The sequence below is a fragment of the Telluria antibiotica genome, from assembly GCF_011682055.1.
GTDB classification, from domain to species: Bacteria; Pseudomonadota; Gammaproteobacteria; order Burkholderiales; family Burkholderiaceae_D; genus Telluria; species Telluria antibiotica.
On the sequence record NZ_JAAQOM010000005.1, the window covers coordinates 70441 to 82858 of the forward strand.

15 protein-coding genes are annotated in these 12418 nt (G+C 64.9%); 7 read left to right on the forward strand and 8 right to left on the reverse strand.

All coding sequences use genetic code 11. The features are described 5' to 3' along the window. Window positions 1-3: 3 nt before the first annotated feature. Window positions 4-504, forward strand: a complete 501-nt coding sequence (locus HAV22_RS09770; RefSeq protein ID WP_166858910.1) for a thioredoxin family protein — start codon at window positions 4-6, stop codon at window positions 502-504. Between the two features lies 1 nt (window position 505). Here the strand turns inward: HAV22_RS09770 and HAV22_RS09775 are convergent, their stop codons facing one another. The 4 genes from HAV22_RS09775 to HAV22_RS09790 are packed head-to-tail and all read right to left on the reverse strand — an operon-like array spanning window position 506 to window position 2806. After that, window positions 506-1039, reverse strand: a complete 534-nt coding sequence (locus HAV22_RS09775) for an RDD family protein (protein WP_166858911.1) — start codon at window positions 1037-1039, stop codon at window positions 506-508. A gap of 7 nt (window positions 1040-1046) precedes the next feature. After that, entirely contained in the window at window positions 1047-1811 is a 765-nt protein-coding gene (locus HAV22_RS09780) for a DUF3106 domain-containing protein (RefSeq protein WP_229421167.1), read from the reverse strand. 3 nt (window positions 1812-1814) lie between these two features. Then, window positions 1815-2240, reverse strand: coding sequence for a DUF3619 family protein (locus HAV22_RS09785; RefSeq protein ID WP_166858912.1), 426 nt, complete (start codon window positions 2238-2240; stop codon window positions 1815-1817). After that, window positions 2237-2806 carry an RNA polymerase sigma factor gene (locus HAV22_RS09790; RefSeq protein WP_166858913.1) on the reverse strand — a complete coding sequence of 190 codons (570 nt, stop codon included), beginning with the start codon at window positions 2804-2806 and terminating at the stop codon, window positions 2237-2239. Before HAV22_RS09790 ends, HAV22_RS09785 begins: the two co-directional genes overlap by 4 nt. Window positions 2807-2993: 187 nt before the next feature. Between HAV22_RS09790 and HAV22_RS09795 the strand changes: the two genes are divergently transcribed. From HAV22_RS09795 to pssA, 6 genes are all read left to right on the forward strand, one after another. Beyond that, window positions 2994-3629 carry a glutathione S-transferase family protein gene (locus HAV22_RS09795; protein ID WP_166858914.1) on the forward strand — a complete coding sequence of 212 codons (636 nt, stop codon included), beginning with the start codon at window positions 2994-2996 and terminating at the stop codon, window positions 3627-3629. 497 nt (window positions 3630-4126) lie between these two features. Next, a complete protein-coding gene (locus HAV22_RS09800; protein ID WP_166858915.1) occupies window positions 4127-5851 on the forward strand; it encodes an acetolactate synthase 3 catalytic subunit in 1725 nt (574 codons plus the stop codon). After that, window positions 5851-6342, forward strand: coding sequence for an acetolactate synthase small subunit (ilvN, locus tag HAV22_RS09805; protein ID WP_056136997.1), 492 nt, complete (start codon window positions 5851-5853; stop codon window positions 6340-6342). The genes HAV22_RS09800 and ilvN overlap by 1 nt, the downstream gene beginning before the upstream one ends. Window positions 6343-6502: 160 nt before the next feature. After that, window positions 6503-7519 carry a ketol-acid reductoisomerase gene (ilvC, locus tag HAV22_RS09810; RefSeq protein WP_166858916.1) on the forward strand — a complete coding sequence of 339 codons (1017 nt, stop codon included), beginning with the start codon at window positions 6503-6505 and terminating at the stop codon, window positions 7517-7519. Window positions 7520-7690: 171 nt separating this feature from the next. After that, window positions 7691-8467 carry an SIMPL domain-containing protein gene (locus tag HAV22_RS09815; protein ID WP_166858917.1) on the forward strand — a complete coding sequence of 259 codons (777 nt, stop codon included), beginning with the start codon at window positions 7691-7693 and terminating at the stop codon, window positions 8465-8467. Window positions 8468-8559: 92 nt separating this feature from the next. Further along, window positions 8560-9405, forward strand: a complete 846-nt coding sequence (gene pssA, locus HAV22_RS09820) for a CDP-diacylglycerol--serine O-phosphatidyltransferase (RefSeq protein WP_166858918.1) — start codon at window positions 8560-8562, stop codon at window positions 9403-9405. Between the two features lie 107 nt (window positions 9406-9512). On the opposite strand, the gene HAV22_RS09825 is transcribed toward pssA, so the two are convergent. The 4 genes from HAV22_RS09825 to HAV22_RS09840 form a co-directional block, all read right to left on the reverse strand. Beyond that, the gene (locus HAV22_RS09825; protein WP_166858919.1) at window positions 9513-10130 is read right to left on the reverse strand and encodes a phasin family protein; all 618 of its coding nucleotides are present in this window, start codon (window positions 10128-10130) and stop codon (window positions 9513-9515) included. Between the two features lie 322 nt (window positions 10131-10452). Continuing rightward, a complete protein-coding gene (locus tag HAV22_RS09830; protein ID WP_166858920.1) occupies window positions 10453-11175 on the reverse strand; it encodes a hypothetical protein in 723 nt (240 codons plus the stop codon). Between the two features lie 74 nt (window positions 11176-11249). Beyond that, window positions 11250-11768: a hypothetical protein gene (locus HAV22_RS09835; RefSeq protein WP_229421168.1), complete on the reverse strand. Its 519-nt coding sequence runs from the start codon at window positions 11766-11768 to the stop codon at window positions 11250-11252. A gap of 17 nt (window positions 11769-11785) precedes the next feature. After that, window positions 11786-12289 carry a hypothetical protein gene (locus HAV22_RS09840; RefSeq protein WP_166858921.1) on the reverse strand — a complete coding sequence of 168 codons (504 nt, stop codon included), beginning with the start codon at window positions 12287-12289 and terminating at the stop codon, window positions 11786-11788. Between the last annotated feature and the right edge of the window lie 129 nt (window positions 12290-12418).

The following is a 12418-nucleotide window of genomic DNA, read 5'->3' on the forward strand; positions in this document are numbered from 1 at the left end:
ACCATGCACAACGCCATCCGTTCCCTCGCCGCTGCCGTCGTCACCTTCGCCGCCGCAAGCGCACACGCCGCCCCCGCACCGGAGTTCGCGGGCATCGACAACTGGATCAACAGCGCGCCCCTGTCGATGCAGCAGTTGCGCGGCAAGGTCGTGCTCGTGGATTTCTGGACCTACGACTGCATCAACTGCCAGCACGTGCTGCCGTACGTGAAAGGCTGGCACGACAAGTACAAGGACCAGGGCCTCGTCGTCGTGGGCGTGCACACGCCGGAATACGGCTTCGAGCGCAACCTGAACAACCTCAAGACGGCCGTGCAGCGCAACGCCATCACGTTCCCGGTCGCGCAGGACAACCGGTACGTCACCTGGACCGCGTACAACAACCAGTTCTGGCCCGCGTTCTATCTCGTCGATAAAAAGGGAGAGGTCGTGTACACGCACTTCGGTGAAGGGGATTACGCGCAGACCGAGGCGACGATCCGCAAGCTGCTGGCGCAGCGCTGAGTCAGGACGCTTCGGCCGGTGCGGCTCCAGGGGCCGCCGTCTTCTTCGGCAGCGCGACGACGCGCGTGCCCGCGAGGCGGTCGTGCAGGAACTGGCGGTCGCGGTCGAGCAGGGCCGTCAGGCTCCAGCCGACGATGCCGACGATGAGGGCGACACCGACCTGGCTCTTGTCCTTCAGGCCCAGTGCCGTGCAGGCGAGGAGGGCGGGCAGGAACCAGCCCCAGGCCAGCAGGTAGCGCACGACGGCCGTCGTCAGCGGCAGGCGGGTGCCGCCGTTCGTCACGACCTGCATGCGCCACGTCTTCATCGCCAGCGTGTGGCCGCTGTTGGTCCAGCCCCAGGTGAAATAAGCGCCCGTGACGACGAACAGCCAGACCTTCAGGCCGAACTGGAACACGGGCGCGTGGCTGTTGCGCGTGACGAGCAGGTACAGCGCCACCGCCAGCATGTCCACGGCCAGCAGCAGGAAGGCCTCGTAGACCATCGCGATCAGGCGGCGCTTGATGCTGGGCGTGGTGCCGGCGGTGTCGGACATGTGGGTCTCAGGCGTTGTTGGGCGAGATGCCCCAGTTTGCCGGCACCTGTTTTTCCGGCTCCGGTGCCGGCTGAGGCGTAGCGGGCGTCTGCACCGGTGGTGGTGGCGCGGGCGTGGCGGGCGCCGGTGGCGGCACGCACGGCGGGGCCGCGGACACCGCGTTCTTGACCATGCCGGCCGGGCACGACGTCGCCCCCTGGCCCAGCGGCGCGACGACCTTGCCGTTGGCCTGCGAGGGCACGACGCGCGGCGTCTTGCGTGCGGTGGCCGAGGCGGCCAGCTTTTTCTTCTGTTCTTCCGGCAACTGCTGATAGCTTTCCCACGTGGCGTTCTTTTGCTCGGGGGCGATCTTGCGCGTGCGCGTATAGGTTTCGCGCGCCAGTTCGCGCTGCTCCGGCGTCAGCTTGGCCCATTCGCGCATGCGTTCGTGCACGCGTTCCTGTTCTTCCGGGTTCATCGTGGCGAAGCGGTTGGCGAGCTGCAGCCACTTCTGCTTGCGCACGCCGTCCATCGGGTCCCATTCGCCCTGCAACGGCTGCAGGGCCACCTGCTGGGCGGGCGTGAGGCTGCGCCACAAGGGCTTGTCGCCGCTCTTGCGGCTGCCCGTGGCGCGCGACGGTTCGGGATGCGTGGCGGGCGCGGCGCCCGCGGCCGCTGCGTGCGTCGACGCGGCGGGATGGGACGCGTTTTGCTCGTTGATGGTCAGTATGGCCGCGCCAACGAGCACGACGGCAGCGACGGCGCCGGCAACTTTGAGCTTGTTAGCCGTCATCCTTTACTGGGCTCGCTGCGGCTGTTGCTGTGCCTGCTGCTGTTGTGCCAGGTAGGCGTTGAACCCGTGGTCGGTGTAGGCCGTCAGGGGCAGGTCGTCGGACATCACGGCCGCATCCAGCTCGGCCAGTTCGGCGGCGCGCTGCTCGTGTTCGTACTGGTACACGCCGACCATGCCGGCGACCATCGCCAGCAGCGGGGCCACGACGGCGGCGCGCGCCACCCATTGCATCGAAAACAGCGAGCCGACATCGAACGCGGCGCGCTGGCGCGCCTGTTTCGCACGGGCCGGCGCGTCGGCCTTCTTGCGCGCGAGCGCCTGTGTGCGCGCGGCCGCCAGGCGGTCGGTCGTCGACGCCGGCAGGTTGTCGAGGTTGTCGTTCAGTGCATGGCGGATTTTGTACGCCAGGTTGATGTCGTCGGTGTTCATAATTTAATTCCCTTGGCCTCCAGGGCTTTCTGCAGGGTATGCGTTGCGCGAGAACAATGTGTTTTTACACTGCCCTCGGAGCATCCCATCGCTTGGGCCGTCTCGGCCACGTCCATGTCCTGCCAGTAACGCATGAGGAACGCTTCCCGTTGACGCGCCGGTAGCTTTTGTACTTCTTCCTCGATCAATCGCAGGGTTTCCGCCCGTTCGACCTGGTCCGCGCTCGACTCGGCGGCGGCCGTCCCTTCCTCGGCTTCGTAAGAGGCAAGTATATCAAATTCCTCGTCGTCTTCGTCCCGGCGGCCGAGGCCTCCGAAGAGGCTGATCCAGGTGTTCCTGACCTTTTCGCGGCGGAAGTAATCGAGGATCGTGTTCTGCAGGATGCGCTGAAAAAGCATCGGCAATTCGGCCAGGGGCTTGTCGCCGTACTTCTCCGCAAGCTTGATCATGGCGTCCTGAACGATGTCGAGCGCTGCCTCGTCCTTGCGGACCGCGTACGCCGCCTGCTTGAAGGCGCGCCGCTCGACACTCTCGAGGAAGTCGTTGAGTTCTTTATCAGTGGCCATGCGATATGTGGTGGACGCCACGGGTACGTTGCCTGTGGCTTTTCGGAAAACTTTCGAATCCTAGCAAAAATTATGGCTGACCGCACCCGAAACCGGCGAACCGCGTGTACGTAGTTTCCGGCATGCTCCGTGCAAGCCTGCCGTTTTGAATCTAAAATGGTCGAATTGACATGGTTAGGAGGCAGGCATGGTGCGGCTTCTCGGCAAGGCAAGTTCGATCAATGTGCGCAAGGTGATGTGGACTTGCGCGGAGCTCGGCGTCCCGTTCGAACGGGAGGACTGGGGCAGCGGCTTTCGCTCGACGCAGGACCCGGCGTTCCTCGCGCTGAATCCGAACGCGATGGTGCCGGTGCTGGTCGACGGCGAAGCCGTGCTCTGGGAATCGAACACGATCTGCCGCTATCTCGCCACGCGCTACGGCGACGGGTCGGCCGCGAGCCTGCTGCCGCGCGATGCGCTGGCCCGGGCGAAGGTGGAGCAGTGGATGGACTGGCAGGCGACTGAGCTGAACAATGCATGGCGCTACGCGTTCATGGGGCTCGTGCGAGGCAGCGCCGCGCACCAGGACCCGGACCAGATCGCCGCGAGCCTCGCTGGCTGGAACCGGCAGATGGGCCTGCTCGAACGTCAGTTGGCGGCGTCCGGCGATTACGTGACGGGCGCGGCGTTCTCGCTGGCCGACGTCGTGCTGGGCGTGTCGGCGCACCGCTGGCGCAAGACGCCGATGGATTCGCGGCCAGATTATCCTGCCATCGCGGCGTGGATGTCCCGGCTTGTGGCACGGCCCGGCGCCGGTGCGTGGCTCCCCGACGATACGGCTTGAGCGAGCGCTTGGCGGGCACGGGGGTGCCCACCCTACGTCGATTCGGCGCTTCCACGATGGCGGTGGGGTGATTGCCGTAGGGTGGGCACCCCGTGCCCACCACAACGCTTGCATACCCATACCGTCAAAAGTCATGAAAAAGTAATTATTTATCTTGACCAGAATGGTGCAACGCAGTAAGGTATGGAACGCTTTGCACCCCCGAAGCTTATTGTCAAGCCAGCTTGTCACACAAAGTCAACCTCGGCATGACGCGCTTTCACAATGTAGGCAGTTTGCTCCAACCCGTGCCACAAGCGCGAGAGATTCGCATTCCGCTACAGTAACTCAAGCCGAACGAGTTGCGTCCAGCGCCGGTTCGTAAGGATCCTACGGCATCCTGAAAGATCGACGTGACCGCAGAAAGAAGGGAAGCATGAGCGCTGTTGCGTGACACGTATCTCGTCAGGGACGAGCATCCGATCAATCTCCCTATGGGTTTTGAAAGGAAACGTATCATGAGTAACGACGCAGCAGCTCCCATCACGGGCGCTGAGATCGTAGTCCGTTGTCTGGCGGAAGAGGGCGTGAAGCACGTCTTCGGTTATCCCGGCGGCGCGGTTCTCTACATCTACGACGCCATCTTCAAGCAGGACAAATTCCAGCACATCCTGGTACGCCACGAGCAGGCAGCCGTGCACGCGGCCGACGCGTATTCGCGTTGCTCGAACGAAGTCGGCGTTTGCCTGGTCACGTCCGGTCCGGGCGTCACCAATGCCGTCACCGGCCTCTCCACCGCATACATGGATTCGATTCCGATGGTCGTCATTTCCGGTCAGGTTCCGACCGCGGCGATCGGCCAGGACGCTTTCCAGGAATGCGACACCGTGGGCATCACGCGCCCGGTGGTGAAACACAATTTCCTCGTCAAGGACGTCAAAGACCTTGCCGATACGATCAAGAAAGCCTTCTATATCGCACGCACCGGCCGTCCGGGCCCCGTGCTCGTCGATATCCCGAAGGACGTGAGCATGCAGAAGGCGACGTTCTCGTACCCGAAAGAGGTCGAGATGCGTTCCTACCGCCCCGTCGACAAGGGCCACGCCGGCCAGATCCGCAAGGCAGTGCAGTTGCTGCTGGCGGCCGAGCGTCCGATGATCTACTCGGGCGGCGGCGTCATCCTCGCCAATGCATCGAACGAACTGAACAAGCTGGTCGAGAAGCTCGGCTTCCCGATCACGAACACGCTGATGGGCCTGGGCGCCTACCGCGCCACCGACAAGAAGTTCGTCGGCATGCCGGGCATGCACGGCACCTATGAAGCGAACATGGCGATGCAGCACTGCGACGTCCTGATCGCCATCGGCGCCCGCTTCGACGACCGCGTGATCGGCAACCCGAAACACTTCGCGACCAATCCCCGCAAGATCATCCACATCGACATCGACCCGTCGTCGATCTCGAAACGCGTGAAGGTCGACATCCCCATCGTCGGCAACGTCAAGGACGTGCTGATCGAACTGCTGTCGCAGCTGGATGCCGCCGAACAGCGTCCGAATCCGGCCGTGCAGAAATGGTGGCAGCAGATCGAGGACTGGCGCGGCCGCGAATGCCTGCGCTATGCGACCTCGACTGAACTCATCAAGCCGCAGTCCGTCGTCGAGAAGCTGTGGGAAGTGACGGGCGGCGACGCCTACGTCACGTCCGACGTGGGCCAGCACCAGATGTGGGCCGCGCAATACTACCCGTTCGACAAGCCGCGTCGCTGGATCAACTCCGGCGGCCTGGGCACGATGGGCGTCGGCCTGCCGTATGCGATGGGCGTGCAGATGGCGAACCCGGGCGCGACCGTGGCCTGCATCACGGGCGAGGGTTCGATCCAGATGAACATCCAGGAACTCGCGACCTGCAAGCAGTATCACCTGACGCCGAAGATCATCCTCCTGAACAACCGCTTCCTGGGCATGGTGCGCCAGTGGCAGGAACTCGACTACGGCTCGCGCTATTCCGAGTCGTACATGGATTCCCTGCCGGACTTCGAGAAGCTGGCCGAGGCCTATGGCCACGTCGGCATGCGCATCGAGAAGCCGGGCGACGTCGAGGGCGCGCTGCGCGATGCCTTCGCCATGAAGGACCGCCTGGTGTTCATGAACTTCATTACCGACCGCAGCGAAAACGTCTGGCCGATGGTCAAGACGGGCAAGGGCCTGTCGGAAATGCTGCTCGGATCGGAGGACCTGTAATGCGACACATCATCTCCGTCCTGCTGGAAAACGAAGCCGGCGCGCTGTCGCGCGTCGTGGGGCTGTTCTCGGCACGCGGCTACAACATCGAGACGCTGACCGTGGCGCCGACCGAAGACGCCACCTTGTCGCGCATGACCATCGTGACGACGGGCTCGGACGACATCATCGAGCAGATCACCAAGCACCTGAACCGCCTCATCGAAGTGGTGAAGGTGGTCGACCTCACCGAAGGCCAGCACATCGAGCGCGAGCTCATGCTGATCAAGGTGAGGGCAGTGGGCAAGGAGCGCGAGGAAATGAAGCGCACCGCCGACATCTTCCGCGGCCGCATCATCGACGTGACGGAAAAAACGTACACGATCGAGCTGACGGGCGCGAAGACCAAGCTGGACGCCTTCATCGACGCCATCGACCGCGCCTCGATCCTCGAAACCGTCCGCACGGGCGGTTCCGGCATCGGCCGCGGCGAGCGCATCCTCAAGGTTTGATATTGCCGCGAGACGGTGGGCGGAGGCCGCCCACCCTACGGCCGACACAACGGTGGATTGGTGGATGTGATGTCCATCCAACGCCGGCAAATGAACGTAGGGTGGGCACCCCGTGCCCACCAAACAAATATAACGAAACACGAAACGCACAGGAATAATCATGAAAGTTTTCTACGACAAAGACTGCGACCTCTCCCTCATCAAAGGCAAGAACGTCGCCATCATCGGCTACGGCTCGCAAGGCCACGCACACGCCCAGAACCTGACGGAATCGGGCGTCAACGTCACCGTCGGCCTGCGCCGCGGCGGCGCCTCGTGGGGCAAGGTCGAGCAGGCCGGCATCAAGGTCGCTGAAGTCAACGAAGCGGTCAAGAACGCCGACGTCGTCATGATCCTGCTGCCGGACGAGAACATCGCCGACGTCTACAAGAACAACGTCGAGCCGAACATCAAGCAGGGCGCCGTGCTGGCGTTCGCGCACGGCTTCAACGTGCACTACGGCCAGGTCGTGCCGCGCGCCGACCTCGACGTGATCATGGTCGCGCCGAAGGCCCCGGGCCACACCGTGCGCGGCACCTATCGCCAGGGTGGCGGCGTGCCGCACCTGGTCGCCGTGTACCAGGACAAGTCGGGCGCAGCGCGCGACATCGCCCTGTCGTACGCGATGGCCAACGGCGGCGGCAAGGCCGGCATCATCGAAACCAACTTCCGTGAAGAGACCGAAACCGACCTGTTCGGCGAGCAGGCCGTGCTGTGCGGCGGTGCCGTCGAGCTGATCAAGGCCGGCTTCGAGACGCTGGTGGAAGCCGGCTACGCGCCGGAAATGGCTTACTTCGAGTGCCTGCACGAGCTGAAGCTGATCGTCGACCTGATCTACGAAGGCGGCATCGCCAACATGAACTACTCGATCTCGAACAACGCCGAATACGGTGAGTACGTCACCGGCCCGCGCGTCGTGACCGAAGACACCAAGAACGCGATGCGCGCCGTCCTGAAGGACATCCAGACCGGCGAATACGCCAAGTCGTTCATCCTGGAAAACAAGGCCGGCGCACCGACCTTGATCTCGCGCCGTCGCCTGAACGCCGAGCACCAGATCGAGACGGTCGGCGCACAGCTGCGCGCGATGATGCCGTGGATCGCCAAGAACAAGCTGGTCGACCAGTCGAAGAACTGATCGGCTTCGGCTGATGTGAAAATCGCCTCCGCTTGCGGGGGCGATTTTTTTTGTGTCCCTCGTTTGCATTCATTTGCAACTTTCCATTACATAAACTCGACTTTTACGCAAAACCCGCTATCGTTCTCCTGCCGCGGCACCGCGCCGCGAACCGAATCAAGGAGAACAACAATGTCCATCAAAAAACGGGTCCTGTTGACCGCACTGAGCCTGGCGCTGACCGCGCAGGTGCACGCCCAGGCCGCGCCGGCGGCGGCCACCACCAGCGGCACCCTCGTGATCGTGCCCGCGTTCGGCGAGGTCAAGCATGCGAACGACGAGGCGACCGTCAGCTTCGCCGTCGAAGAGCAGGACAAGGACCGCGCGGCCGCGACCGCGCGCGTCAACCAGAAGATGAAGCAGGGCACCGAGATCGTGCGCCGCGAAGACCCGCAGGCGGAACTCAAGACGGTCGGCTATTACACGGTGCCCGTGTATCCGGAAGTGCCGGACGGCCCTCGTCCGCTGGCGAATCCGGTCGTGCGTCGCGTGCCGATCGGCTGGCGCGTCGGGCAGTATCTCGAAGTGAAGACGCGCAACCTGCAGGCGCTGCCGAAGACGGCCGCGGCCGCGCAGAAAGTGCTGAACCTGAACGGCATCGACTACCACGTGAGCCCGGAACTGGCGAAGCGCCTCGACGACGAGCGCATCGCCGCCACGTACCGCAACCTGAACGAGCGCATCGCATCGATCGCGCGCGCGATGGGCCGCAACGTGAACGACGCCATCATCGACACGGTCGACTTCGAAGGCAGCGGCAACTACGCCGGCGGCCAGGCGGAGGCGGCGCCGGCGCTGATGCGCATGTCGGCCAAGCGCGCCGACGTGGCCGAGATGCCGGAGCCCAGCTTCGAGCCGGGCGAGACGACCTTGCAGATGCGTCTCGTCGGCAAGGTGAAATTCCGCTGACGTGACCGGTAGTCGTTCGCTAACAGAGGGGCGCGACCGATATAATGGTGTCGTCGCGCCGACCCTGCGCATTGCTTAAGAAAAAGAAACCTATGCCGACACTACCCCGACGCCGCAAACCCGGCGCCATCAAGGCGCCACGCTTCGGCCGTTCCGGTCGGCCCGGTACGGCCCGTCCGCGCCGGGGCATCTACCTGCTGCCGAACGCCTTCACGACGGCCGCGCTGTTCGGCGGCTTCTACGCGATCGTGATGGCGATGAACCAGCGCTTCGACCATGCCTGCTGGGCCGTGTTCATCGCGATGGTGCTGGACAGCCTCGACGGCCGCGTGGCCCGCCTGACGAACACCCAGTCGGAATTCGGCGCCCAGTACGACAGCCTGTCCGACATGGTGTCGTTCGGCGCGGCCCCGGCACTCGTCATCTACGAATGGTCGCTGCGCGGCCTGGGCAAGCTGGGGTGGATCGCCGCGTTCGTCTACTGCGCCGGCGCCGCGCTGCGGTTGGCCCGCTTCAACACGAACATCGAGGTCGTCGACAAGCGCTTCTTCCAGGGCTTGCCGAGCCCGGCCGCCGCGGCGCTGGTCGTCGGCGTCGTGATGTTCATGAGCGACCCCGACATCAATATCGACGCGCGCAAGGTCGACTGGATTTCGTGGACCATCACGCTGTTCGCCGGCCTGACGATGGTGTCGAATATTCCGTTCTACAGCTTCAAGGACGTCAACTTCCGCAAGTCGGTGCCGTTCATCGTCGTGTTCCTGATCGCGCTCGGCCTCGCGTTGCTGGCGATCGCGCCGCAAGTCATCCTGTGGCCGCTGTTCGTCGTGTACGGCCTGTCCGGCTACACGATCTACTTCTGGCGCCTCGCCAAGGGCAAGCCCGTCAGCATCATCCAGACGGACGAGGAGAGCCTGGACCCGAGCGAGCGGCGCTGACGGCACGCCCGCGCGGGCGCGCATACGACAACGCCCCTCGCGGGGCGCTGTGTCGACCGGGACCTTGGGCGCGACCGCGCCGGGTCCCGTGTAGTCGGCGGCGAGAGTCAGCTCGCCTTGCTGGCGCCCTTGCCTTGGCCTGATTGCGAGCTCCCCTGGACGCTGCCGCGGTACGCGCCTTCAGGTGTGCCGGCTTCGGCGCGGCTGCCCTGTTCGGCCCCGTTACCGCCGCTTTGCAGGTTGCCGCGCTGTGCGCTGCCGTTGGCGCGCGCTTCCTGGAACGGATCGCGGAAATTCTTCAGTGTTTCCTGCTGCGTGCGCAGGCTCTTCTGCGTTTCCTCGGAGGCGGCGCGCGCCACTTCGTCGGCCAATGTCCGGGCCGTCCGTGACGTTTCCGGCACGTGCTGCTCGGCCACGCGGGCCATCTCGGCCTGCGAGTCGGCCACGACGCGGGTCAGGTGTTGCTGGTAGGCGCGCAGCTTTTCCGCGGCCGGCTGGGCACGCGAGGCGGCGGCGGAGATGACCTCCGTCGGGTGATTGGTCGTCAACATTTGCTGGCTGGCGAGATTGCTCTCTTCGAGCAAGGTCTGGCTCAGCTGGATATTCGCTTCCACGATGCTCTGGATTGAACGCGACCAGGTTTTCGACATGTCGTTGAGGAAGGCGACCTGGGCGTCCAGGTGCGAACGGACTGCGGGGGTGACCGCTTGCGAGAATAGGAACATGGATGACCTCATAAAAAGTGTATCCGCTGTGTGAGGGGCGATGCCTCAGCATAAAAATGCTAGAAACTAATTTCCGTCAGAAATTTTGCATCGCACAATCGCGCTCGGCGCAAAATGCGTTCCGACGCGAGTTCGTAAGACTAGACGATTTCGATGACATTTCAACCGCTTTTTCAATCGTGCGGACGAAATACGCGACCTGCATCATGGTTTCCGACGACCGGAGCTGGCCGTCGTTGAAGCCGGGCCCGCCAGCGTTTGTTCGATAAAATTGCTGCGATGCAGCAGGTCTGTCGGGCGGGCACGTTCGAGGTGGCGGCGCTCAATCCCGGGCTGTGCGCCACGCCTGCCCGTTGGCGGTCGACTCGTGCGCCGGGCAGTTGGTCTGCCGCCACTTGCCGTGCTTCTCGATCATGTCGATGCTCGTCGCGGCCGAGCGCTCCGTCATGCAATAGGTTTGGCCGCCCGCGACGATGCGCGTGCGCCGGGCACCATCGCCCGTGTTGTTGACCAGTTCGTCCATGCCGGGCTCCATGCCGGCCGCCGCCGCGATCCCTTTGCGCAGGCGGATCTGCGGGCTGTCCAGTGGCGCGACGATGTACGGATTGTTTTCCTTGCGCAGCGCGCGGTCGACGGCGCCAGCGTCGCGGCGTGCGCGTTCGAGCAGGGCGGCCGCGCCCGCAGCGCCCGGCGGGGCCGGTGCCGAGGACGCGGATGCGGCGGGCGCCGCGGCGGCAGGCGGTTCGGCGGGGATGGACGGAGGCGGCAGCAAGGTGATCGCGCTCGGCCGCGCCGGCACGTGTGCCGGTACGCGCACGGGTTCCGGGCGCGCTTCGTCCTCGCGGCGGGGCTGCGGCCTGGCGGGCGGCGCGGGCAGGCGTATCCACTGGATCGTCGTGCGGACGGGATCGGGTGCGGGGGCGGCCGGCGGCCGGCGCGTCATTTGCCAGCCCAGCAGCAGGAGGGCGTGTACGGCGACGGTGACCGCGAGGCCGACGGGTCGGCGGTCGCGCGGTGGCAGGAAGGCGGAAACGGTGGCGCTCATGTCGCCCGAGTATAGCGGGCGAAAGGTGCCGCATTCTCACACATTGTCGCGCCGGGGCCGGCGCCTTGGCGGCGTCAGCGGTGGCGGAAGCGCTCGTCGTACATCGGGTCGGGCCCATTGAGCATCTGGCGAACGACGCCCTGCGCGTCGAAGTGCACGTTCATCAGCGAGTTCCACACGCCCGCTTCCTTGTAGCGGTACGACCAGACTTCGTAGTCGTGCACGTACACCCGCGAGACCTCGGCAGGGCGGCCGAAGTGGCGCAGGATGTCGTCCTTGGTCCAATGGTCGACCTTCACCTGCGCGAAATTCTCGCTGGTGAGCGCCTGGTCGTACGAGACCAGGCGGCCATCCGGGCCGATGCGCGCCATGTACTGGAACTGGCCCATCGGCTGGCCGCGGTATTCGAGTACCTGGCCACCGTCCGGCTCGGGATACGTCGCAGTGGGCTGGCCCAGCGCGGCCGTGACGGCGGTGAGCGGCGCGCCGACGGGCGGCGGCTGCCGCAACACGGTGGCGCAGGCCGACAGGACGAGCAGCGCGGCAGCCATCAGGCCGGCCGTGCGACAGGTTGGGCGTGAAGGGGCGGGCATCGCAATCCTCCGTGTGATCACAGGCCTTTCGAACGGTCGTCGAGCACCGGGTCCGGCGTGTTGTCCGTGCGGCGCACTTCGCCGCGGCCGTTGAAGTAAATGTTCATGTAGGCGGGCCAGACGCCGTCCTGCTTGTACCGGTAGGACCAGACGTCGCCGCCGGCCGTGCGGTCGGGCGACATTTCCGCGGGGCGGCCGAAGCTGCGCAGCACGTCGTCCTTCGTCCAGTTCCCGGGCTGTATCCTGGCGAAGTTCTCGGTCGTCAGCACCTGCTCGTACGACACGAGGCGACCGTCGGCCCCGATGCGCGCCATGTGCTGGAACTGGCCCATCGGCTGGCCGCGGTATTCGAGCATCTGGCCGCCGGAAGGAAGCGGGTAGACGGCATCGGGCTTGCCCAGCTTCGCGGTCACGTCGGCCAGCGGCGTGCCGGCCGGTGGCGTGCGGTTGAAGGAGGCGCAGGCGGACAGGGCGGCGGCGAGCGCCAGGACGACGAGGGTGTTCTTGAGCGGGATGTGCATGGTCGTTTGCATTTCGGGCATGCCAAATGGGCATCGCCAACCCGGGGATTGTAACGGAAGACGAGGAAACACTGGCCTCGCCACGTCTTTTCACCTATACTTCCCGGTCTTGGCCTTCCGGCCAGGTTT